Here is a 22,614-nt window from a genome sequence, read left to right as displayed (position 1 = left end):
TGAGCGAGAAACGTTGATGTCGAATTCTTATGACTCCTCAAGTATCAAGGTATTAAAAGGGCTGGATGCAGTTCGTAAGCGCCCGGGTATGTATATCGGCGATACGGATGACGGAACCGGTCTGCATCATATGGTATTCGAGGTGGTGGACAACGCTATCGACGAAGCGCTCGCTGGCTACTGTAAAGACATTATCGTCACCATCCATAGCGACAATTCCGTGTCGGTACAGGATGATGGCCGTGGGATCCCAACCGGTCTTCACGAAGAAGAAGGCGTGTCAGCCGCTGAAGTCATCATGACGGTGCTGCATGCCGGCGGTAAATTTGATGATAACTCCTACAAAGTTTCCGGCGGTTTGCACGGTGTAGGGGTTTCCGTGGTCAATGCCCTGTCGGAAAAACTTGAGCTGACCATTCGCCGCGAAGGCAAAATTCATCAACAGACCTATAACCACGGCGTGCCGTTCGCGCCCCTGAGCGTGGTGGGTGAAGCTGAAAAATCCGGGACAACGGTCCGTTTCTGGCCGAGTACCGAAACCTTCACCAACGTGCTGGAATTCGAATACGACATTCTGGCCAAGCGTCTGCGTGAGCTGTCGTTCCTTAACTCCGGCGTTTCCATCCGTTTGCGTGACGAACGTGAAAAAGATAAGTCCGACCACTTCCATTACGATGGCGGCATCAAAGCGTTTGTCGATTACCTGAACCGCAATAAAACGCCGATCCACCCGAATGTGTTCTATTTCTCCACGGTGAAAGACGATATCGGGGTGGAAGTCGCTCTGCAGTGGAACGACGGTTTCCAGGAAAATATCTACTGTTTTACCAACAACATTCCGCAGCGTGACGGCGGCACGCATTTGGCCGGTTTCCGCGCCGCCATGACGCGTACTCTAAACACTTACATGGATAAAGAAGGCTACAGCAAGAAAGCCAAAATCAGCGCGACCGGCGATGACGCCCGCGAAGGCCTGATTGCTGTGGTCTCGGTGAAAGTGCCCGATCCGAAGTTCTCTTCTCAGACCAAAGACAAGCTGGTTTCGTCGGAAGTGAAGACGGCCGTTGAGTCGCTGATGAACGAAAAACTGGTGGATTACCTGATGGAGAATCCATCAGACGCCAAAATCGTGGTAGGCAAAATCATCGACGCCGCGCGCGCGCGCGAGGCCGCTCGTCGTGCCCGCGATATGACGCGACGCAAAGGCGCGCTCGACCTGGCCGGCCTGCCGGGCAAACTGGCGGATTGTCAGGAACGCGATCCGGCGCTGTCTGAACTGTACCTGGTGGAAGGGGACTCCGCGGGCGGCTCTGCGAAGCAGGGGCGTAACCGCAGGAACCAGGCGATTCTCCCGCTGAAGGGTAAAATCCTGAACGTGGAGAAGGCGCGTTTCGACAAAATGCTGTCGTCGCAGGAAGTCGCCACGCTGATTACGGCGTTGGGTTGCGGCATCGGCCGTGACGAATACAACCCGGACAAGCTGCGCTACCACAGCATCATCATCATGACCGATGCCGACGTCGATGGTTCGCACATCCGTACGCTGTTGTTGACGTTCTTCTATCGTCAGATGCCGGAAATCATCGAACGCGGGCATGTCTACATCGCTCAGCCGCCGCTGTACAAGGTGAAGAAAGGGAAGCAGGAGCAGTACATCAAGGATGACGAAGCGATGGATCAGTATCAGATCGCGTTGGCATTGGATGGCGCGACTCTGCATACCAACGCTCATGCGCCGGCAATGGCGGGCGAGCCGTTGGAACGACTGGTCGCCGAGCATTACGCCGTGCAGAAAATGATTGGTCGTATGGAGCGTCGCTACCCGCGCCCGCTGCTGAACGCGCTGATCTACCAGCCGTCCCTGACCGAAGCCACGCTGTCCGACCGCGAGCAGGTGCAGCACTGGATGGAAACGCTGGTGACGCTGCTGACCGAGCAGGAAAAACACGGCAGCACCTACAGCTTCGTGATCCACGATACTGAAGAAGGTCGCCACGAGCCGCGGCTGCGTGTGCGCACCCACGGTGTCGATACCGACTATCCGCTGGATNCCGCGTTTGTGACGGGTAACGAATACCGCAAAATCAATCAGCTGGGCGAAAAGCTGCGCGGCCTGATTGAAGAAGACGCTTTCGTGGAACGCGGCGAGCGCAAACTGCCTATCGTCAGCTTTGAGCAGGCGCTGGAGTGGCTGGTGAAAGAGTCACGTCGTGGTCTGGCGGTTCAGCGCTATAAAGGTCTGGGCGAGATGAACCCAGAACAGCTGTGGGAAACGACGATGGATCCGGAAGGTCGTCGTATGTTGCGCGTCACCGTGAAGGATGCGATTACGGCCGACGAGTTGTTCACCACGCTGATGGGTGATGCCGTTGAACCCCGTCGCGCCTTTATCGAAGAGAACGCCCTCAAGGCGGCAAACATCGATATCTGATAGCGCTTAAAGGCAATTAATCTGTATACGAAAAAAGCCTCGCCCTGTGCGAGGCTTTTTTATTACCCCTCTCAAATGCGCATTTTGGGAAGACGAAAGATTGCCCCGACAAATTGACGGTCCGCCTCCCCCCTACACGCCATAAGATTCGCCTCATGTTCATGCCAGTGGCAGGCCAGCCCAAAGGCAACGTTTGCTAAAGTTGCCCTTGCCGTAACGTTTCTTCTCTCAGCATGTCGCAACATTATTGGGAAACCAATGGAAACTCACCTGTTGTGGCTGAGATCGCTTTGGTATCGGCGGATCCTGAGGATCGCCGCTTGATGCGAAGGGGAGATGACAATGGCATCATTTCGATGACGTGATGTGGCATGAGAGGGAGAGCGGCAGCGGTTGATATAGACAAGAGCTTGGCTGAAAGTGGTTATTCGACGGGCGTTCATATCGGGCGAACCGTCGTTTTCTATTTATAACTGGTCACTCTTCTGAATTAGGAAATATTAAAAGCATAATTCCATGAATTACAGAGCATGAAATTATTATTTAATACTCGTGTGATACTCTTTCGATGAAAATAATATCACAGGGACGTTATTGCGTATGCTCATCAAAAAACCGGCAGGTTTACTGCTATCGTTCGCCATGTCGTTATCCCCTCTTTCCGGCTGGTCTGCGGAGACGTTAAAACATCCGGGCATGCTAAGCACCAGCGACGATCTCGCCAGAATGGCGATGCAGGTGAATCAGCAGTCCGAGCCCTGGTTCAAGGGATTCCAGCAGCTGAAACTTTCGCTTGGCTGGCAGCCTCGCGCCGTCGACATCGTATATCGCGGACGAAATAGCGAGCATAGTGAAAATTATCCCCAGTTATACAGAGACATCGCTATCGCCTACTCCCATGCGCTGTACTGGAAGGCCACAGGTGATGAGGCTTACGCCAACAGCGCCGTCGCCATTCTGAACGCCTGGGGCAGCACGCTCAAAGAGATTAGAGGCTCCACCGATGCCGCGCTCGCGGCGGGAATTTATGGCTACGAACTGGCGAATACCGCAGAAATAATGCGGGACTATCCGGGATGGAGCGCGCGCGATTTCGACACCTTCAAAAAGATGATGGAAACGGTCTTTCTTCCTATTAATTTGGATTTTATCGCGCGTCATAACAATACGAAAATCGACCACTATTGGGCTAACTGGGATTTAGCGCAGTTAAGTTCCATTATGGCTATCGGTATTTTATTAGACAGAAAAGATCTCTACGACCGAGCCGTCGACTATTACAAAAACGGCGAGGGAAATGGCGCGATTGGAAAACTGGTCTGGATACTTTATCCCGAACAGGGCATGGGACAAATACAGGAAAGCGGCAGGGATCAGGCGCACTCATTATTAGATATCGCGCTAGCGGGCGTGATATGCCAAATGGCCTGGAATCAGGGCGATGATTTATTCAGTTATGACGACAACCGGCTGATGAAGGGGGCGGAATATGTCGCGGCCTATAATCTCGGTAAATCGGTTCCCTACACGACCTACACCAATAGCGATGTAACCCAAACGCAGATCTCTGAGAGCGCAAGAGGCGAGGTCAGAGCGATTTGGGAATTGATCTACAACCACTACATTGTGCTGAAAGGCCTCAACAGCCCCAATATCACCGAGATAGCGACCAAGATTCGGCCTGAAGGCGGTCCCTGGTCCTATGGCGCATATCCGGGAAGCTTTGACCAGCTGGGCTATGGCACGCTGCTGTTTACGCTGGGAGAAGAGTAACGGTTCGCCGGGGCGCGATTGGCGCATCCCGGCGGCGCTGGGTATCACGATCCTTCGTCGTCCTAGCGTTTCCGCCGCTTCAGACAAAGGCAAAGAGACGTATATTAGGAAACTAGTTGGAAACTCAGGGCGTCGGCAGGTAGAAGTCGAAGCGATGGCTCTTCGTTTCCAGCATGGACTGCGCGGGGACGCCCGCGAGCGGCGGCGCATAGTCCGGGCGTTTGACCACCACGCGCTTTTTCGCCAGCGAGCGTGCCGGGGCCAGCAGCGCGTCGGCATCGTCGTCGGCGCCGACCAGCGTTTGAAATACCCGCATTTCCTTCTTCACCAGCGCGCTTTTCTGCCGGTGAGGAAACATCGGATCGAGATAGACAACGTCGGGCGGCGGCTCGATGTCTTTCAGACTCTCGACACTGGAAGCATGTAACAGCGTCAGACGCTCCCGCAACCAGCCGCCGATCTCCGCATCCTGATAACCGCGTTGCAGACCATCGTCCAATAGCGCCGCGACGACCGGGTGCCGCTCCACCATACGAACCCGACAGCCGAGCGAGGCCAGCACAAAAGCATCTCGTCCCAGCCCTGCGGTGGCGTCCACGACATCAGGCAGATAGCCTTTCTTGATGCCGACGGCTCGGGCGACCGCTTCGCCGCGCCCGCCGCCAAAGCGGCGCCGGTGCGCCAGCGTGCCGCCGACGAAATCCACGCAGATGGCGCCCAGCTTCGGCTCGTCCTGCTTGCGCAGCTCGAGCCGTTCGGGCGTTAAGACCAGCGCGAAAGGCTGGCCGTCATCCTCTATCAGTCCCCAGCGCGCGGCCAGAGCGTCGAGGGCGCCTTTATCGGCGCCCTCTTCGGTCATCAGGCCGATCTTCATCCCTTGATGCCGTAGTGTTTCAGCATGGCGTCCAGCTTCGGTTCACGGCCGCGGAAGCGTTTGAACAGCTCCATCGGCTCTTCGGAACCCCCGCGAGACAGGATGTTGTCGAGGAACGACTGGCCGGTGGTGCGGTTGAAAATACCTTCCTCTTCAAAGCGAGAGAAGGCGTCAGCCGCCAGCACGTCGGCCCACAGGTAGCTGTAGTAGCCCGCGGCATAGCCGCCCGCGAAGATGTGGCTGAAGGCGTGCGGGAAACGATTCCAGCTCGGGCTGGGCATAACGGCGACCTGAGCCTTGACGTCGGCCAGCGTCGGCAGAATCTGCGCGCCTTTCTCCGGGTCAAACTCGGTATGCAGGCGGAAGTCGAACAGGCCGAACTCCAGCTGACGCAGGATGAACAGCGCCGCCTGATAGTTCTTGGCCGCCAGCATTTTATCCAGCATCGCCTTCGGCAGCGGCTCGCCGGTTTCGTAGTGGCCGGAGATAAACGCCAGCGCATCAGGCTCCCAGCACCAGTTTTCCATGAATTGGCTCGGCAGCTCGACGGCATCCCACGGCACCCCGCTGATGCCGGTGACGCCTGCGGCTTCGACCAGCGTCAGCATGTGGTGAAGGCCGTGACCGAATTCGTGGAACAGCGTTGTCACTTCATCATGCGTGAACAGCGCCGGTTTGCCGTTGACCGGGCGGTTAAAGTTACAGGTCAGGTAGGCGACCGGTTTCTGCAGCTCGCCGTTGGCGAGGCGCATACGGCCGACGCAGTCGTTCATCCAGGCGCCGCCGCGTTTATTTTCGCGCGCGTACAGATCGAGGTAGAAGCTGCCGCGCAGTTCGCCGCTTTCATCGAACAGATCGAAGAAACGCACTTCCGGATGCCAGACATCGACGTCTTTGCGCTCTTTCGCCGTGATGCCGTAGATGCGGTTGACGACTTCGAACAGTCCGTTCAGCACGCGCTCTTCCGGGAAATACGGACGCAGCTGCTCGTCGCTGATGGCGTAAAGATGCTGTTTCTGCTGTTCGCTATAGTAGCTGACGTCCCACGGATTCAGCTCGTCCACGCCATAATGCTGCTTGGCGAAGGCGCGCAGTTCGGCCAGTTCCTGCTCGGCCTGCGGACGTGCGCGTTTAGCCAGATCGGTCAGGAAGTCCAGCACCTGCTGCGGGTTTTCCGCCATTTTCGTGACCAGCGATTTATCGGCATAGCTCGAATAGCCGAGCAGCTGCGCCTGCTCATGGCGCAGCGCCATTTTCTCGGCCATCACTTCGGTGTTGTCCCACTTACCGGCGTTCGGCCCCTGATCGGAGGCGCGGGTGGCGTACGCGCGATACATCTCTTCGCGCAGCGCGGCGTTGGAGCAGTAGGTCATGACCGGCAGGTAGCTCGGCATGTCGAGCGTCAGCAGCCAGCCGTCTTGTTCTTTGGCTTCGGCCTGCGCTTTGGCGGCCGCCAGCGCGCTTTCCGGCAGACCGGCCAGCTCATTGACGTCGGTGATCAGCTTGGACCAGCCCATCGTGGCGTCCAGAACGTTGTTGCTAAAGATTGAGCTCAGTTCGGAAAGCCGCGCGGAGATTTCACCGTAGCGTTTCTGCTTCTCGGCGGGCAGGGCGATACCGGACAGTTCGAAGCCGATCAACGCATTTTCCACGGCTTTTTTCTGCGCGGTGTTCAATGACGCGAAATGTTCGCCGTCACGCAGGTTGCGGTGGGCGCGATACAGGCCGGCATGCTGCCCCNCCCAGGTGCCGTACTCGGACAGCAGCGGCAGGCACTGCTCGTAGGCGCTGCGCAGTTCCGGGCTGTTCTGTACCGCATTCAGATGGCCGATNGGGGAGAAGATACGCTCCAGCCGATCGTCGCTTTCCGCCAGCGGCTGACAAAGATTTTCCCAGGTGAACGGACCTGGCTGCGCCACAACGTGCTCCACCGTTTTACGACAGTCATCCAGCGCGCTTTGGATCGCGGGAACAATATCGTCGGTTTTGATTTGGGAAAACGGGGGCAGGGTAAATGGGGTAAGTAATGGATTTGTCATGGCACGGTCCTGAATAGTAATGATGATCGATCCCTTGTCCCGGTGGCCGACAAGGCTGACATAACTTGCAGATTACTTTCTAAGATGGGGTCTCAGGCCATGAAAATCAATGTTTGGGCGAGAATGGCGTAGTACCCGCGCCCGGCATAGGGATACAGCGGAGAAGATTCATGCAGAAAGGTTAAAAGTCGGGCGGCGAAGGCGCAGACAACCCGCCGGGAGCGCATAAAACAGGAACCTGGGCCAGCCTGCTGAATATCGCGTTTTTTGCTCAATCATATAACGAAAAAAGAGGGAGATGTAGCATTAGGTCGCGCCTTTGATGTGTCGGACATTCCTTTTTATCAAGTTGATTTTTATGTCTAATTTTATTCTCCCCTGTTGAAAATCGGGTTTATCTGCCACGCTTGATGGAAGACGCTACCCATTTTTACCGGTTCCGCGTCCGCTTTTGCGTGCCGTGCGAAATCGGCCTGACGAGCGGAGCGGAACGCGATGATTCAGGTCTGGCGCGAGATCGCGTTCAGCGCGTTTTTGCCGTCCTTACAGGCCGTCATGCAAGTCAGACAGAGTGAGAACCATGATGAATAATTCAGTCGATTTCGTCAGTCAGGCGCAGCCGGAATACGCGAACGTCAACGACACCTTTTATCCGACATTCCATCTGGCGCCGCCGGCGGGATGGATGAACGATCCCAATGGGCTGATCTACCATCAGGGGCGCTACCATGCGTTCTATCAGCATTACCCCTATGAGCCGAAATGGGGACCGATGCACTGGGGACACGCCACCAGCGAGGACATGATCCGCTGGCAGCACCAACCTATCGCGCTGTTTCCCGGCGGTGAGAACGAGCCGGACCGCGACGGCTGCTTTTCCGGCTGCGCGGTGGATGACGACGGTGTCCTGAGCCTGATTTATACCGGCCATGTCGTCCTCCCTTCCTCTCCCGAAGAGGGCGAGAAATTACGGCAGGTGCAGTGCCTCGCCATCAGCCACGATGGCCTGCATTTCGAAAAACAGGGCGCTATTCTGCTGCCGCCTCCCGGCATCATGCACTTTCGCGATCCCAAGGTCTGGCGTGAAAACGGCGTCTGGTGGATGGTCGTCGGTGCCCGCAACGAACAAGATCAGGGACAGGTGCTGCTTTATCGTGGCGAAACCCTGCGCGAATGGGCGCTGGACCGCGTGTTGGCGGAGAGCGACGGCGAGCTGGGCTACATGTGGGAGTGCCCGGATTTCTTCCCGCTGGGCGACGAATGGCTGCTGATGTTCTCGCCGCAGGGCGTATCGCCAAACGGCTATCACTACCGCAATTTGTTTCAGAGCGGCTGTCTGCGCGGCCACTGGCGGCCGGGAGATGATTTCGACATCACGGAGCCGTTCGCTGAGTTAGATCTCGGTCATGACTTCTATGCGCCGCAGTCGTTTCTGGCCGCCGACGGTCGCCGAATTGTTCTGGGATGGATGGATATGTGGGAGTCGCCGATGCCCTCGCAGCGTGATCACTGGGCGGGCTGCATGACGCTGCCCCGCGAGCTGAGCCTCGAAGACGGGCTGCTGCGGGTGCGGCCGGTGCGGGAGGTCGAGTCGCTGCGGCGCGACGGGCAGGTGATCGCCCCGCAATGGATCGACTCGCAGTCGCTGGCGCTGACGGCACATGGCGATGCGCGGGAGCTGATGTTGCGCTGGGATCTGAACGACAGCACCGCCGAACGTTTCGGCCTGACGCTCGGAGACGGCCTGTGCCTGTTTGCAGACACGCAGTCCGGGCGTCTGGTGCTGGAGCGCCATTACCCCGAATATGGCCTGAGCGGCTATCGCAGCGCGCCGTTACCGGCGCAATCGGTGTTATCGCTGCGGATTTTCATCGATCGCTCCTCGATTGAAGTCTTTGTCGGAGAGGGGGAACGCTGCCTGAGTTCGCGCATCTACCCGCAGCCGGATCGGCGTGAGCTACAACTGTTCGCCGATCATGGTCGTGCGCATCTCGCTGGGGGCGACAGCTGGTCCCTACTGAGGGCGTAATGGCCTGAAGAGCGTCGGGCGTGTGGCCCGTAGCGGCTCTTTCAGCTTCGGAAAAGGGAACCGGTTTTCAGGTTCCCGCCGGGCTGACCCTCACGATCCGCACTGTTAAACACGTTAAGATCTCATCCAATGACCAGAAGAGGGCCAATCTGTTTTATACTCCCCCGCTGCACCCCGTTGTTTTTGCCGCGCTGCGGCGAGGGTGGGGAAAGACGGCGCGTCCGCCCCATCCACGACTCAATCACTGGATAATCATTACCCATGCTCAGCTACCGCCACAGTTTTCACGCCGGCAATCACGCCGACGTGCTCAAGCATACCGTTCAAAGCCTGATCCTCAGCGCTCTGGCGGAGAAAGATAAACCGTTCCTGTACCTCGACACGCACGCCGGGGCGGGTCGCTACAAGCTGCAAAGCGAACACGCCGAGCGCACTGCCGAATATCAGGCGGGGATTGCCCGCATCTGGCAGCGGGACGACGTGCCTGACGAACTGGATGCCTACATGCAGGTGGTGCGTAACTACAACCCGCAGGGGCAGCTGCGTTACTACCCCGGTTCCCCGCTGGTCGCCCGTCACCTGCTGCGCGATCATGACCGCCTGAGCCTGAGCGAACTGCACCCGAGCGACTTCCCGCTGCTGCGTCAGGAGTTCCAGCGCGACAATCGCGCCCGCGTAGTGCGTGAAGACGGCTATCAGCAGTTGAAAGCCCAGCTGCCGCCGCCGTCCCGCCGCGGACTGGTGCTGATCGACCCGCCTTACGAGCTAAAAAGCGATTATCAGGCGGTGGTGAAGGGCATTCAGGAGGGCTACCGCCGCTTCGCGACCGGCGTTTATGCGTTGTGGTATCCGGTCGTATTGCGTCAGCAGATTAAACGGCTGCTGAAAGATCTGGAAGCGACCGGCATCCGCCGGATCCTGCAAATCGAGCTGGCCGTGCTGCCAGACAGCGATCGCCACGGCATGACCGCATCCGGCATGATCGTCATCAACCCGCCGTGGAAGCTGGAAGCGCAGATGAAAAGCGTGCTGCCGTGGCTGCATCAGGTGCTGGTGCCGGAAGGCACCGGGCACACGCGCGTAGAATGGGTCGTGCCGGAGTAAACTCGGCTGAGCCAATGCGCTGCGGTGCAGGGCATTGGCGACAAATTACACCCGGAAGCTCCCCAAGTCGGTGGCCATTTCCGTGGCCGGGAAAATCGCCCGGCACTCCGCCAACAGCCTTTCGTTGTCTTCCTGACCGTACCGCGCGCTGATATGGGTGATAATCAAGCGTTTTGCCCCCGCGTCACGGGCCAGCGTCGCCGCCTGTTCCGTCGTGGAATGGCCGCGCTCGCTGGCGCGATCGGCCATACTGGCTTCCACCGTCGCTTCGTGCACCATCACGTCCACCCCGGCGGCCAGCATGCGTCCCGCTTCCGAGGGGCGGGTGNCGCCGAATATCGCGAGCGAACGGCCCGGCGTGGACGGTCCAAGGTAATCGGCGCCGTGTAAGGTACGTCCATCCTCCAGCGTGACGGACTCGCCGCGCTTCAGTTGCTGAAACCATGAACCGGGGCGAATGCCCTCTTCCGTCAGCCGCTCCACATTCAGCGCGCCGGGTTTGGGACGCTCTTCGATGCGATACCCGACGCAGGTCAGCGTGTGCGACATCGGATAGGCCGTCACCACACGGTGTTCGTCTTCACAGACCGGTCCGGAGGTAACCTCAACTATTTCCATGGGATAGGTGAGATAAGAGCCGCTCAGGCTCAGCGCATTGTCGACAAACGTTTTCAGGCCGGCGGGGCCGTAGAGCGTCAGCGGCGCCTGACACCCGGCCATGGAGCGGGAGCACAGCAGACCCGGCAGGCCAAACAGGTGGTCGCCATGCAGGTGCGTGATGAAAATTTTCTCGATCTTGCTGGCGCTCAAACGCGTGTGCAGTATCTGATGCTGCGTGCCTTCTCCGCAGTCGAACAGCCAGAAGGCGGGGCGCGGGCCTTGCAGGTCCAGCGCCAGGCTGGCCACGTTGCGCGCTTTCGTTGGGACGCCTGCGCTGGTGCCCAAAAATATCAGTTCCATGGTAAAACGCTCCGGTTAATTAACGGTGTTTGACGTCATCCCAGCATAAAGCGAACCGCGCCAGAAACTTGCGCAGCCGGTCGGCGTCATTCGGCTGTTTTTTCTGCTGGCGCGAGACGGCGAAGAGCTGGCGGCCCGCTTCCGACAGGCTGCTGGCCTGGCGGCAAACGTTCAGCACGCTTTCCAACTGGAGGCGGTCAAACAAATCGCATTCGCCGACGCTCTCAGGCAGCGGCGCGCTTGCGGCATCGCCGGGCGCCCACTGCCGCTGCAGACGCGAGATTTCTTCGTCTACCAGCGCGGGAGTAATGCGCCCATTATCCGCTAATGTCGCCATTCTGACGACGCTGGCGCCCAATTCTCTAAAATTACCGCGCCACGGGGCCTGCGGCGAGCAGGCGAACCCCAGAAAGCGCTGGCGTTGTTGAACCGGGGCAACCCCACGCTTATTGAATGGCTGGATTCACCGGTGGTCTACCGGCAGGACGACGTGGCGACAGACCGGCTGCGGCAGTTGATCCCCGGCTGTTTTTCCGCGCTCAAGGCGAGTCATCATTACTTCTCCATCGCGCGTAAAAACTTTCGGACCTATTTGCTGGATGAGCGCGTGCGGCTGAAAAAGTATTTTTACGTCCTGCGCTCGCTGCTCGCAGTGCAGTGGATTGCTGAGGGGAAAGGGGCGCCGCCCATGCAGTTCGAGGTGTTGCTGAACGCGATGGTGACGGATCCTAAGTTGCTGGCGGAGATTCGTGCGCTGTTGAAACTGAAATGCAGCGCGGTGGAAACGGATACGGTCGAGCGGCAACCGCATATCCATGCGTTTATCGCACGATCGCTGGAAACCGTGACGGTGACCTCGCAACCGGCGAAGGACGCACGCATCAACGCCGCGTTGGATCGACTGCTGTGTGAGACCGTGATGTTCGGCGTTTAACGTTGCGCGAGGCCCCTTAAGGCGGCCTCGCCTATTGCACTGATTTCAAAAATCCCCCCAAGGCGCTTCGCGTTTCTGACTACAATCACGCTCCGATCTTTGCCGGAATAAGATCTCTGGCGTTACACTCTATATAACTTTTTATTCACACAACCTGGATCTCCCAATGACTAAACATTATGACTATCTCGCCATTGGCGGCGGCAGCGGCGGCATTGCCTCCATTAACCGTGCGGCCATGTACGGCAAGAAATGCGCGTTGATTGAAGCCAAATATCTGGGCGGGACCTGTGTGAACGTGGGCTGCGTACCGAAAAAGGTGATGTGGCATGCGGCGCAGATCGCCGAGGCTATCCACAACTACGGCCCCGACTATGGCTTTGACGTCACGGTTAATGGCTTCAACTGGGATACGCTGGTGAAAAACCGCAGTGCCTATATTGACCGTATTCATCACTCCTATGACAATGTGCTGGGTAAGAACCAGGTTGAGGTGATCCGTGGTTTTGCCCGATTTGTGGATGCGCACACGGTGGAAGTGAACGGCGAAGAGATCACCGCCGACCATATTCTGATCGCCACCGGCGGCCGTCCGACGTTGCCGGATGTGCCCGGTGCGGAATACGGCATCAACTCCGACGGGTTCTTTGAGCTGGATGCGCTGCCGCGTCGCGTCGCCGTCGTCGGCGCAGGCTACATCGCCGTGGAAATCGCCGGCGTGCTGAACGCGCTGGGAGCGGAAACCCACCTGTTCGTACGTAAACATGCGCCGCTGCGCCAGTTCGACCCGCTGATTGTGGATACGCTGGTGGAAGTGATGAAGGCCGAAGGCCCGTCGCTGCACACGGAGTCGACGCCTAAAGCGGTGGTAAAAAATGCCGACGGCAGCCTGACGCTGCAGCTGGAAGACGGCAAATCGCAGACGGTGGACTGCCTGGTTTGGGCAATTGGACGCCAACCTGCCACTGATAACCTCAACCTTCAGGCGGCGGGCGTCGAGCTGGACGATCGCGGCTATGTGAAAGTCGATAAATTCCAGAACACCAACGTTTCCGGCATTTACGCCGTGGGCGACAACACCGGCGCGGTCGAGCTGACGCCGGTCGCGGTGGCGGCGGGGCGTCGTCTGTCGGAGCGCCTGTTCAACAACAAGCCGAACGAGCACTTGGACTACAGCAATATTCCTACCGTGGTGTTCAGCCACCCGCCTATCGGCACCGTCGGGTTGACCGAACCACAGGCGCGTGAAAAGTACGGCGACGAGCAGGTCAAAGTCTACCAATCCTCCTTCACCGCGATGTATACCGCCGTCACGCAGCACCGTCAGCCGTGCCGCATGAAATTGGTCTGTGTCGGTCCGGAAGAGAAAGTGGTGGGCGTTCACGGCATCGGTTTCGGCGTGGATGAAATGCTGCAGGGCTTCGCCGTCGCGGTGAAAATGGGCGCCACCAAGCAGGATTTCGACAACACGGTCGCCATTCATCCGACCGGGGCGGAAGAGTTCGTCACCATGCGCTAACAAAACGCCGCGAGTCAGGCGCTGACGACGTGTTCGTCATCATGATAGCCGGGCGTTCAGCGCCCGGCTTTTTGCCACCAAGACCGTGCAAATGCCGTTCTCGCCGCGTTGTGCAATGCTTCAACCCGTTTGGGGCTTTAATGTCCGAAGGGGAGCGACGCGTTTGCTGACCGCGTGAGTGATTGCCATATCATCACTATCAGGGAGACCAAGATCTTATGCCCACCCTTTTTCTTTTCTACGTCGGCGGCAGTGCGCCAGGCGCCAACATCGAATTGCACGACGTCCAGTTTGCCGCGGTCAACGAGCCGGAAGAGGCTTTCCCCCTCCTCAAGGCAGCCTGGTTCGGCGACAAGAAACAGATCCACGTCGNCAGCTACACGCCGATTACGTGGGCTGACGGCTATGACATCACGCTGAGCGAGACGTCCTCGACATCGACTCAGCGCCTCTGGTTCGTCAACATTGGCGGCTACCTGCCGGGCGAGCCTGCGGAATTGCACCAGTTCGGCTTGTTTGTGGCCCCGACGGCGGATGAGGCGAAGCAGCAGGCCAAAAAAGTCCTGTTGCACGACACGTTCAAACAGCACAAAGACGACCTGCGGGATGTGGATGATTGCCTGCTGCTGCAACAGCTGAACGGATGGCATATCCATCTCACGCCCAACCCGCACGGCACCCCTGCCGCGCCACTTTGGCAGGGGTATCTGCCGATTTAATACCTGATGCTGGCGCAGGTTAGATGGACGGCTATTTCTGCTGAGGGTTTGCACATCAGATTGCAATGTGACCCTTAAGGTGGGGCAAAGTTGATAGAGTGTGATGCGTTTGAAAAAGGCGTGATAATTCAGTGCTTTTCAACGCAATCCGCTGTTGAACTCTGTGGCAGAGCAGAGCAGAGCAGAGCAACTGCATGGCGATGATGCGTATTGTGTCTTCGCGGGTAGGGCGCGACGCGGACTAAAACTGTCCACGCCGCGTACGGCATGCTTAGTGGAACAGTGAAATCAGGTTGCCGAGAATAATTCCCACGATGCCGAAGTCAGCGTCGCCGAACGTGGTGGCCGCCAGTCCCAACGAGCCCATCAGCGGCAGCAGAATCGCGGGCAGGAAGGAAATCAGCAAACCTTGTACGAAGGAGCCGATCACCGCGCCGCGGCGTCCGCCCGTGATGTTGCCGTAAATTCCGGCGGTCGCGCCGCAGAAGAAGTGTGGGACCAGCCCGGGGACGATCACGCTCAGGCCGAACAGCGGGCAGAGGAACATGCTGATCAGACCGGCCAGGAAGCTACACAGGAAACCGATAATCACGGCGTTCGGCGCGAACGGGAACACGGTCGGGCAGTCCAGCGCGGGCTTGGCGTCTTTCACCAGTTTGTCGGCAATGCCCTTAAACGCGGGGACGATTTCCGCGATCACCATCCGCACCCCGGCGAGAATGACATACACCCCGGCGGCGAAGGTGATGGACTGAATAATGGCGAAGATCAGGTAATTCTGTCCGCCGCTCACCTGGCTTTCGGTGTACTCCTTGCCTGCAAACAGCGTCAGCACAATGAACAGAATCATCATGGTCAGCGAAATCGCTACCGAAGAGTCGCGCAGGAAGTTCAGGGTTTTCGGCACCTTCAGCTCTTCCGTGGAAGGGCTGCCTTTTCCGACGACCTTACCCACCAGCGCGGCCAGCAGATAACCAGCGGAGCCGAAGTGGCCGATAGCCAAATCATCCGACTGGGTGATTCTTCGGGTAAAGGGCTGCAGGATGGCCGGGCTGATGACCATCAGCGCGCCGAGAATCACAGCGCCGGTGGCGATCAGGCTGACGCCGCGCATCCCGCCGGTGGACAGAATTACCGCCAGCATCGCTGCCATATATAGCGTGTGGTGGCCGGTCAGGAAGATATATTTCAGCGGCGTAATCCGCGCCAGAATAATGTTCACGATCATGCCAAAGACCATGATCATGGCGGTTTCTGTGCCGAAGTTGGCCTGCGCCAGCGCCGCCACCACGTCGTTGTTGGGGACGACGCCGTGCATATTAAAGGAGTGCGTGAACAGCTGACTGAACACCGTCAGCGTGGAGGAAATGACATTGGCCCCGGCGATGAGAATCAAAAATCCCATGATGGTTTTCAGCGTGCCGGAAACCACCTCAGAGAACGGTTTCTTCTGCAGCATCAGCCCCAACAGGGAAAATAGCCCTACCAGGATGGCGGGCGTACCCAGCACATCCTTCATAATAAACTGCAACATAAGCGACTCCGTTAGCGCGACTGGGCGCGCCGTTACAGGTTGGCAGCCAGAATTTCTCTGATCTTGTTGTTATCCAACAGGTTGGTCAGGCCGAATATTTGGGCGTCGGAGCCTTGTATCTGTTCCACGATGTCCTTGGCGCCCAGAATGATATCCGGGCGTTCCGACTTGGCGGAGGTGAGATCGGTATGGCTCACTTCTGCTTCCTTACCCATTTCCGCCACGAGTTTTTTGACGTTCATTTCGACAATAAAGCTGCTGCCGAGCCCGTTGCCGCACACAATAAGGATCTTTTTCATCACAAGCCTCGTCTCAATAGTTTTCGATAACCGCCTGAATGGCGGGAAGGGAAGAGGCGGTCAGCAGCTGTTGCAGACTTTCTTCGTCGCTGAACAGCGCCGCCAGCTCGGTAATCATCCTGATGTGTTCGTCTCCAGATAAGGCGCACAGCATAATCACGACCGTCACCGGATCGTTTTCCGCCGATTCGAAATTCACCCCCTCGCGGATACACAGCAAGGACAGCCCGTTCTTACGGGCGCCCTGCTCAGGCCGGGCGTGGGGCAGCGCCAGTCCGGGCGCGATTACATAGTAGGGCCCTGACGTCTGATGGGTCGCGACAATCGCCTCGATATAGTCCTGAGTGATCGCGCCGTCGGCCAGCAGCGGTTCCGCCGCCAGCATGAGGGCCTCCTGCCAGTGGGAAACGCGGTCCACGATGTGAATGGTCTTGGGCGTCAGCCATGTAGCGAGCATGTCTACCTCTTGACTCTGGGAAGGGGTGACTCAATGTAGGTGAAATATCGACCACCTTTCTGTGATAGGTTTCTCAAAGTTAGCGCTAACATTGCGCGGAAGAGGCGAATAATGCGCGTAGTGAGACGTCGGCGGCGAATGTGACGATCGGGCCGGTTATCTTGCTCGTAGCAGTGTTACCCTGAGATTGAGCGCATCGGAATTAGGGTTCATTCCGGTCCCCAAGGGCGGCGCTCTCGGGATAGCGATGCAGGTCTGGATGAACACGGCGGCGAAGCGGCAACGACGGCGGACGAGAAAAGGGAGGCGGTAAGGATGAGAGAAAAGCGGCGGCGTAACACGGGGAAGAGCACGCTGGCCGATGTCGCCCGGCGGGTGGGCGTCAGCGCGATGACGGCGTCCCGGGCGCTGCGGATGCCGGAGAAAGTCTCGCCCGTGCTGCGCGAGAAAATCGCGACGGCGATGGCGGAGCTGGATTACGTGCCTAATCTGGCGGCGAGCGCGTTGGCTTCCGCCACGTCGCGACTGATCCTCATGGTCGTTCCCTCTTTTGCGACGCCGGGATGCGCTCTGGTGTCGGAAGCATTGCAAACGGTGCTGAAGCAAGAGGCCTACGGCATGATGCTGGTGGAAGCCAATCACTCCGCCAGCGGCGAACGCCAGCTCATCGAACGCCTGCTCGCCTATCATCCCGCCGGGATGGTGCATTTCAACTTTGACAGCACCGACGAGGGACGCCGACTGCTGATCAATGCCGGACTGCCGGTGATGCAGGTGGGAGCACTCCCTGCGCAGCCGCTGAATGTCAGCGTGGGCGTCGACTATGCAGAGGCGGTGGCGGCGCTGGTGCATCAACTGTCGCAGAGCGGCTACCGGCATCTGGGCTTGTTGTGCAGTCAGACCAGCCCGACGATCCTCAAGCAAATCATGCACGGCTGGCACCGCGCGATGCTGGCCGTNAATCATTCGCCGCATCGGGTTATCGCCGCCACGGAGCCGCCGACGTTCGCCACCGGTCATCAGCGGCTGCCGGAAATCCGCATGACCTGGCCGGAGCTGGACGCGCTGATCTGTACCACGGACGAAGTCGCCTGCGGTGTGATCATGGCCTGCCATGCGGAAGGGGTGGATGTGCCCAGCCAGCTGGCGGTGGCCAGCATCGGCGGCGGCGATCTTTCAGCCGTGTGCTCACCGCCGCTCACCACGGTCGCGCTGCCGTACCGACAGATGGGCCGGTTGGCGGGTGAACAGCTGCTGGCGGCGTTGGCGGGGGAAGAGGTTGAGTCGAGGCAGCCGCTTCCGGCCCCGTTGGTGGTGCGGGCCAGCACCCGCCAACGCTAGACGATGCGCCGTCTGGCATTGGCGGGNCGGGCTCGATTAGGCGACGTTGAACTCGCCGCTGGCAATTAGAAAGTCGATCAGCGCGGTCAGTTTTTTCACATCGTCGAGTGGCTTCTTGCACGCGGTTGCCTCGTCATCAAAGCCCAGTGCGTCGAATTTCTCCAGCAGTAGCAAGGTTTCCCGCGGATAAATTTCGCCATGTTCAGCGCGGTACTTTCCTGCTTGTTCATACCCCTTTTCTCTCTTTTGGCGGTGAATGTCCGATCAACTCTCCGGCGCGGCATTCTGATGCATAACCATGCGCCCGTGCAAAACGCACGGGCGCGATCTTGTACCGTTCTTGACGGGTAAAACGTGGGATTTTATGACCCAGGTGGTCAAAATGCGCTGAGAGCCTTTCAGGCGGTGCGCGGAACGGGGGTTATGGTAAATCGTTCACTTGTGGCAGAATTCCATGACAATGAAATCAGACGGAGCTGGTTTAGTGGAGCACGAGCAGTTTATGCAGTATGGCCGTGGGTTAGGATTGTGGCAGAACCCACGGGAAAATATTAAGCCCGAACCCCAAAGCTATTTTAGGGATGACCCGGTTTATTTAACGCCCCCCAAAGGGGAGTGGATTGACCCGGTTCAGGAATGTGAAAAAGAGCATAATCCATTAGAAAATGGTGTTTTTGTCTGGACTGAAATTAAAGGGGCCGGACACGCATTTGTTTCTGCTCACGAGCGGAATAATGCTTCTGTTTTTACCTATGGACGTTTTGGTAGAGTGGGTGGATTTCTAGAATCTGTCGGCGATGGTATTTTGAATTTTTTGCAGTTTGAAGATGCTAGAGCATATTACCGAGAAGAACTGTATAAAATGGAAGCCAAGGTTTTTCTTATTACTGATGCAGATCCTAAGATAGCTAGAATGTATTTTAAACGCCTTTGGGATGAAGGTGTTCCAGCGAAAAAGACTAAAGATATGGGGGATAGTACTAAAAGAAATGGGCATACCATTGATCAATATGATGTTACTGGTGTTAATTGTACTACCCATACGACTAAAGGCTTGAAAATGTCTGGTTCGCAAGTTTTCAAAGACGGATATGAAATCAACTCTGAGATGAAAGTTGATTACGAAGAAGATTTTGCTGTACCTGTATCACTACAACGGTATTTGGAGAAGAAAAGTGGTGATATGTCAATGATTGTTATTGATGTGACAAATGAATTTAAAAAACAATACCCTAACATTGATGGTCTATATCCTATTGATACATCAACAAAAAAAATGAAGACTTATCGAGGGGTGGCGGAATCTGTGTCATCTATTGGTTCTGTATCACCGTATTCAGTCGGTACTATTGGTGGTTTATTGGATGGTGCTTATGATACTAAAAATTAATTGGAAATCTGTTATCCGAAGAGTTGGGGTGGTTTTGGTTATCCTTGCCTATTATTTGTGGCTTACAATGGCTATTTTGTCTTTTGGTCACATCGATGATAAAGAGAGTATGATGTTATCGAGTAAGTCTGTCTCTGTGGAATACCATAAAGCAATTATAGACAGTATTTATCACGCCACAGATAATATCATTAATGTTGCATTGGTGGGTTTTCCTATTTGTATCTGTTTGATTTTTTTTATTTTAAAAAAAGTAAGGTGATAGGTAATTTTATATCGTCCCGTGATCGTGTCGCATTAGAGATGTTATGGTAAATCATTCATTTGTGGCACAATCTCGTGACAATGAAATCAGACGGAGCTGGTTTAGTGGAGCACGAGCAGTTTATGCAGTATGGCCGTGGATTAGGATTGTGGCGGAACCCACGGGAAATTATTAAGCCCGAACCCCAAAGCTATTTTAGGGATGACCCGGTTTATTTAACGCCCCAAAGGGGGAGTGGATTGACCCGGTTCAGGAATGTGAAAAAGAGCATAATCCATTAGAAGATGGTGTTTTTTTCTGGACTGAAATTAAAGGGGCCGGACACGCATTTGTTTCTGCTCACGAGCGGAATAATGCTTCTTCTTTCACTTATGGCCGATTTGGTAGGCGCTCTGGTGTTGCTGGTGTTGCTGGTGATGGTATTCTGAATTTTTTTGCAGTTTGAAGATGCTAGAACATATTACCGAGAAGAACTGTATAAAATGGAAGCTAAAGTTTTTCTCATTACAGATGCGGATCCTGTTATTGCAAGAATGTACTTTGAAAAACTATGGCACTCAGGAGTAAAAGCAAAAGAAACTCCATTTATGAGGGATAGTACTAAAAGAAATGGACACACAATTGATCAATACGATGTCACTGGTGTGAACTGTACAACTCACTCAACAAAAGGAGTAAAGGTCGCAGGATCGCAAGTCTTTAAGGATGGATACACCACTAATGCTCAGATACATGTTGATTATGAAGAAGATTTTTCAATACCAGTATCACTGAGAAGGTATTTGGAGAAAAAAAGTGGCGAGCTGTCTATGATTGTTATTGATATGACGAATGAATTTAAAAAACAGTACCCTAATATTGATAGTTATGACCCTATAAGCGAAAATTCTATTGGAATGATTGTGGAGAGGAGCATTTCTGAAACAGCCTCGAGTATCGGTGATATATCACCTTATTCCGGAGGTACTTTTGGTGGGTTATTTGAAGGGATGCATGATGTTAAAAAATAAACACAAGACATTAATACGGTGGATATGTATTTCATTTTCATTCCTGTTTTATTATTTTGTCGTGGGTGTGGTTGGTGCAATATCGTCCGATAAAGATATTGTTTATTTTTCAGAAAAAAATATATCTATTGAATATCACAGGGCTAGCATGGAAATTATGCAAGAGCATGTGAATTTGATTTATTGGGCTTCATTTATTTCTTTTCCTGTCTGTATGATCATGATTTTGTTTTTTTTTCAAAAAAATAAGATAGCGACTAACTTATATCTTGTTGTTTCTATCATTGCTTAAATGAATCAAATAGAGGGGGGTTAACTGTGAACAATACAATAGCGTTTCCCCATCCATGCCATTGTTCTAATTATGACTGTGCGCTTAATCCTGTTATGACTATTACGTATCAAGAAATTGAAGTTTTATTTGGTTTCAGAAAAGTACCTGGAGGGTGAGCTCCTTAGACTTGGTGTAGAGCCTGCCTCGCCACAGGTGTAGCTGATAGTAAAAAAGAAAAAGGCATAACCTAATTAAGGATCTTCCTGAGAGCTTTTTTTCGCGCGTAACATATTGTCCTGTAAATGAAAAACCGCCCAGATAAGGCGGTTTTTTAAGGTTCTCAGAGCTGCAATTCTTCGAACCGGACTCAATTAAGCGACGTTGAACTCGCCGCTGGCAATCAGAAAGTCGATCAGCGCGGTCAGTTTTTTCACATCGTCGAGCGCGATGTTATGGAACAGGGCGATACGCAGCTGGTTGCGTCCCAGCGCCCGATACCCCTCAATGCCATGCACCAGCCCCTGTTCGTCCAGATAGCGAGTCAGCTTATCGACGGAGNCGGCGTCCGCCACGTCAATCGCCGCGACGGTGGTCGACCGAAAGGCCGGATCCTCGACGTAAGGGGCCAGATAGTCCCGGTCGGTGGCCCACTGATACAGATGGTCCGCCTTGGCGGCGGCCTGGCGCTGTACTGCGTCAAAACCGAGCGCATTCATCCGCTTCAACTGTTCGGCGAACAGAAATAACGTGACGGTCGCCGGCGTGTTGTAGGTCTGCTGCTGTTCGCTGTTGTTGATCGCGATCTGCCAGTCAGCGAATGCCGGGATATAGCGTGTCTTGTCGGCGGCGATCTCCGCAACCCGCGCTTTGGCCTTCGGCGACAGGATGGCGACGAACAGGCCGCCTTCGCTGGCGAAGACCTTCTGCGGGGAAAACAGGAAGACGTCGACCCGCGACAGGTCGCAGGCGATCTGACCCGCCCCGCTGGTGGCGTCCACGGCCAGCAGGCACGCTTCGCCCACCTCGGGNAGTGCCGTATTCATCACGCCGGTGGACGTTTCATTCAGCGTACAAGCCACGACGTCGGCGTCAGCGGTGCTGAGCTCGCGGTGACCTTGCCCATAAGGCACCTCCAGGCTGGCGGCATCAATCCATGGAATGCGCTTGGACGCTTTAAACCATTTTCCTGAAAACTCGCCGCAAACGTGATGAACGATTCGCTGCTTCACCATGCCCAGCCCGACCATATCGAACAGCAGCGTCGCGCCGCCGTTGCCCAGCACGATGCTGTAGTCGTCCGGGACGGACAGCAGGGAACGCAGCCCTTGCTGGATCTCGTCGCACAGCGCGCGAACCGGCGCTTTACGGTGGCTGGTGCCCAGCAGGTGAGGGCCTTTGTCCATTAAACGGGCTAAATCATCCAGATAAATGAGCGAAGGTCCGCAGCCGAAACGCGGGTCGGCGGGGATAAGGGCCTCCGGAATGGTGAGCGTCATGCGTATCTCCTTAGGGAATGAGCTAATTTTTCTTTTAGATGAAGATACTCAGGATGGGCGGAAAGCGATACGGAAATTTTATCGCGGCTCGGCGGAGTCGGACGTATCCGGCTAGATTTGTGTTAGGGGGCGAGATAACCTTATCGAAACGTATTCCGTCATGAAA

At 55.9% G+C, this 22,614-nt stretch carries 18 protein-coding genes and 2 pseudogenes; 10 read left to right on the top strand and 10 right to left on the bottom strand.

From position 1 onward, the window contains the following. The first annotated feature begins 16 nt into the window (after positions 1-16). Both gyrB and SB13_RS00890 read left to right on the top strand, forming a co-directional pair. Positions 17-2,431, top strand: a complete 2,415-nt coding sequence (gene gyrB / locus SB13_RS00895; protein ID WP_026738547.1) for a DNA topoisomerase (ATP-hydrolyzing) subunit B — start codon at positions 17-19, stop codon at positions 2,429-2,431. A gap of 600 nt (positions 2,432-3,031) precedes the next feature. Next, the gene (locus SB13_RS00890) at positions 3,032-4,204 is read left to right on the top strand and encodes an alginate lyase family protein (RefSeq protein WP_036150119.1); all 1,173 of its coding nucleotides are present in this window, start codon (positions 3,032-3,034) and stop codon (positions 4,202-4,204) included. Positions 4,205-4,328: 124 nt separating this feature from the next. On the opposite strand, the gene rsmJ is transcribed toward SB13_RS00890, so the two are convergent. Both rsmJ and prlC read right to left on the bottom strand, forming a co-directional pair. Next, complete coding sequence (gene rsmJ, locus SB13_RS00885) at positions 4,329-5,078, bottom strand: 16S rRNA (guanine(1516)-N(2))-methyltransferase RsmJ (protein WP_026738545.1); 750 nt, start codon at positions 5,076-5,078, stop codon at positions 4,329-4,331. Next, on the bottom strand, positions 5,075-7,117 hold the full coding sequence (gene prlC, locus SB13_RS00880; protein ID WP_026738544.1) for an oligopeptidase A: 2,043 nt from the start codon (positions 7,115-7,117) through the stop codon (positions 5,075-5,077). Before prlC ends, rsmJ begins: the two co-directional genes overlap by 4 nt. Positions 7,118-7,700: 583 nt before the next feature. On the opposite strand from prlC, the gene SB13_RS00875 reads away from it, so the two are divergent. Beyond that, positions 7,701-9,146: a glycoside hydrolase family 32 protein gene (locus tag SB13_RS00875; RefSeq protein WP_036150120.1), complete on the top strand. Its 1,446-nt coding sequence runs from the start codon at positions 7,701-7,703 to the stop codon at positions 9,144-9,146. Positions 9,147-9,407: 261 nt separating this feature from the next. Beyond that, positions 9,408-10,250 (top strand): 23S rRNA (adenine(2030)-N(6))-methyltransferase RlmJ, encoded by an 843-nt coding sequence (locus SB13_RS00870; protein ID WP_026738543.1) that lies wholly within the window; start codon positions 9,408-9,410, stop codon positions 10,248-10,250. Between the two features lie 45 nt (positions 10,251-10,295). On the opposite strand, the gene rnz is transcribed toward SB13_RS00870, so the two are convergent. Further along, the gene (rnz, locus tag SB13_RS00865) at positions 10,296-11,210 is read right to left on the bottom strand and encodes a ribonuclease Z (protein WP_026738542.1); all 915 of its coding nucleotides are present in this window, start codon (positions 11,208-11,210) and stop codon (positions 10,296-10,298) included. Between the two features lie 19 nt (positions 11,211-11,229). After that, positions 11,230-11,637, bottom strand: a pseudogene (locus SB13_RS00860) (sigma 54-dependent transcriptional regulator); the annotation flags it as partial. Between SB13_RS00860 and SB13_RS00855 the strand changes: the two are divergent. The 3 genes from SB13_RS00855 to SB13_RS00845 all read left to right on the top strand — a co-directional run bounded on the left by SB13_RS00855 (position 11,632) and on the right by SB13_RS00845 (position 14,382). Further along, positions 11,632-12,144, top strand: coding sequence for a DNA polymerase beta superfamily protein (locus SB13_RS00855; RefSeq protein WP_051616364.1), 513 nt, complete (start codon positions 11,632-11,634; stop codon positions 12,142-12,144). The pseudogene SB13_RS00860 and the gene SB13_RS00855 sit on opposite strands and share 6 nt — an antisense overlap. A 166-nt stretch (positions 12,145-12,310) precedes the next feature. Next, positions 12,311-13,663: a glutathione-disulfide reductase gene (gorA, locus tag SB13_RS00850; RefSeq protein ID WP_026738540.1), complete on the top strand. Its 1,353-nt coding sequence runs from the start codon at positions 12,311-12,313 to the stop codon at positions 13,661-13,663. Between the two features lie 218 nt (positions 13,664-13,881). Then, the gene (locus SB13_RS00845; RefSeq protein ID WP_026738539.1) at positions 13,882-14,382 is read left to right on the top strand and encodes a DUF1543 domain-containing protein; all 501 of its coding nucleotides are present in this window, start codon (positions 13,882-13,884) and stop codon (positions 14,380-14,382) included. Between the two features lie 271 nt (positions 14,383-14,653). Here SB13_RS00845 and SB13_RS00840 read toward each other — a convergent pair whose 3' ends face one another. From SB13_RS00840 to SB13_RS00830, 3 genes are read right to left on the bottom strand one after another with little or no spacing between them, the layout of a single operon-like run. After that, positions 14,654-15,916 (bottom strand): PTS ascorbate transporter subunit IIC, encoded by a 1,263-nt coding sequence (locus SB13_RS00840; RefSeq protein ID WP_026738538.1) that lies wholly within the window; start codon positions 15,914-15,916, stop codon positions 14,654-14,656. A gap of 32 nt (positions 15,917-15,948) precedes the next feature. Next, positions 15,949-16,215 (bottom strand): PTS sugar transporter subunit IIB, encoded by a 267-nt coding sequence (locus SB13_RS00835; protein ID WP_026738537.1) that lies wholly within the window; start codon positions 16,213-16,215, stop codon positions 15,949-15,951. A gap of 13 nt (positions 16,216-16,228) precedes the next feature. After that, on the bottom strand, positions 16,229-16,672 hold the full coding sequence (locus tag SB13_RS00830; protein ID WP_026738536.1) for a PTS sugar transporter subunit IIA: 444 nt from the start codon (positions 16,670-16,672) through the stop codon (positions 16,229-16,231). Positions 16,673-16,987: 315 nt separating this feature from the next. Between SB13_RS00830 and SB13_RS00825 the strand changes: the two genes are divergently transcribed. After that, positions 16,988-18,013, top strand: a complete 1,026-nt coding sequence (locus tag SB13_RS00825; protein WP_026738535.1) for a LacI family DNA-binding transcriptional regulator — start codon at positions 16,988-16,990, stop codon at positions 18,011-18,013. A gap of 36 nt (positions 18,014-18,049) precedes the next feature. On the opposite strand, the gene SB13_RS17840 is transcribed toward SB13_RS00825, so the two are convergent. Continuing rightward, positions 18,050-18,187 carry a hypothetical protein gene (locus tag SB13_RS17840; protein WP_160168628.1) on the bottom strand — a complete coding sequence of 46 codons (138 nt, stop codon included), beginning with the start codon at positions 18,185-18,187 and terminating at the stop codon, positions 18,050-18,052. 5 nt (positions 18,188-18,192) lie between these two features. After that, a pseudogene (locus SB13_RS18135) lies at positions 18,193-18,243 on the bottom strand (Rop family plasmid primer RNA-binding protein); the annotation flags it as partial. 224 nt (positions 18,244-18,467) lie between these two features. Between SB13_RS18135 and SB13_RS00820 the strand changes: the two are divergent. Both SB13_RS00820 and SB13_RS17950 read left to right on the top strand, forming a co-directional pair. Then, positions 18,468-19,403, top strand: coding sequence for a hypothetical protein (locus tag SB13_RS00820; RefSeq protein ID WP_235202350.1), 936 nt, complete (start codon positions 18,468-18,470; stop codon positions 19,401-19,403). 747 nt (positions 19,404-20,150) lie between these two features. Then, positions 20,151-20,678, top strand: a complete 528-nt coding sequence (locus tag SB13_RS17950; protein ID WP_235202349.1) for a hypothetical protein — start codon at positions 20,151-20,153, stop codon at positions 20,676-20,678. A gap of 645 nt (positions 20,679-21,323) precedes the next feature. On the opposite strand, the gene SB13_RS00800 is transcribed toward SB13_RS17950, so the two are convergent. Further along, complete coding sequence (locus tag SB13_RS00800; RefSeq protein ID WP_463605537.1) at positions 21,324-22,355, bottom strand: aminotransferase class V-fold PLP-dependent enzyme; 1,032 nt, start codon at positions 22,353-22,355, stop codon at positions 21,324-21,326. Positions 22,356-22,614 lie beyond the last annotated feature (259 nt).

Source organism: Lonsdalea quercina subsp. quercina (assembly GCF_000688695.1).
Classification (GTDB): domain Bacteria; phylum Pseudomonadota; class Gammaproteobacteria; order Enterobacterales; family Enterobacteriaceae; genus Lonsdalea; species Lonsdalea quercina_D.
The sequence above is the reverse complement of the archived record's forward strand: the minus strand, read 5'-3'. Positions and strand labels throughout refer to the sequence as shown.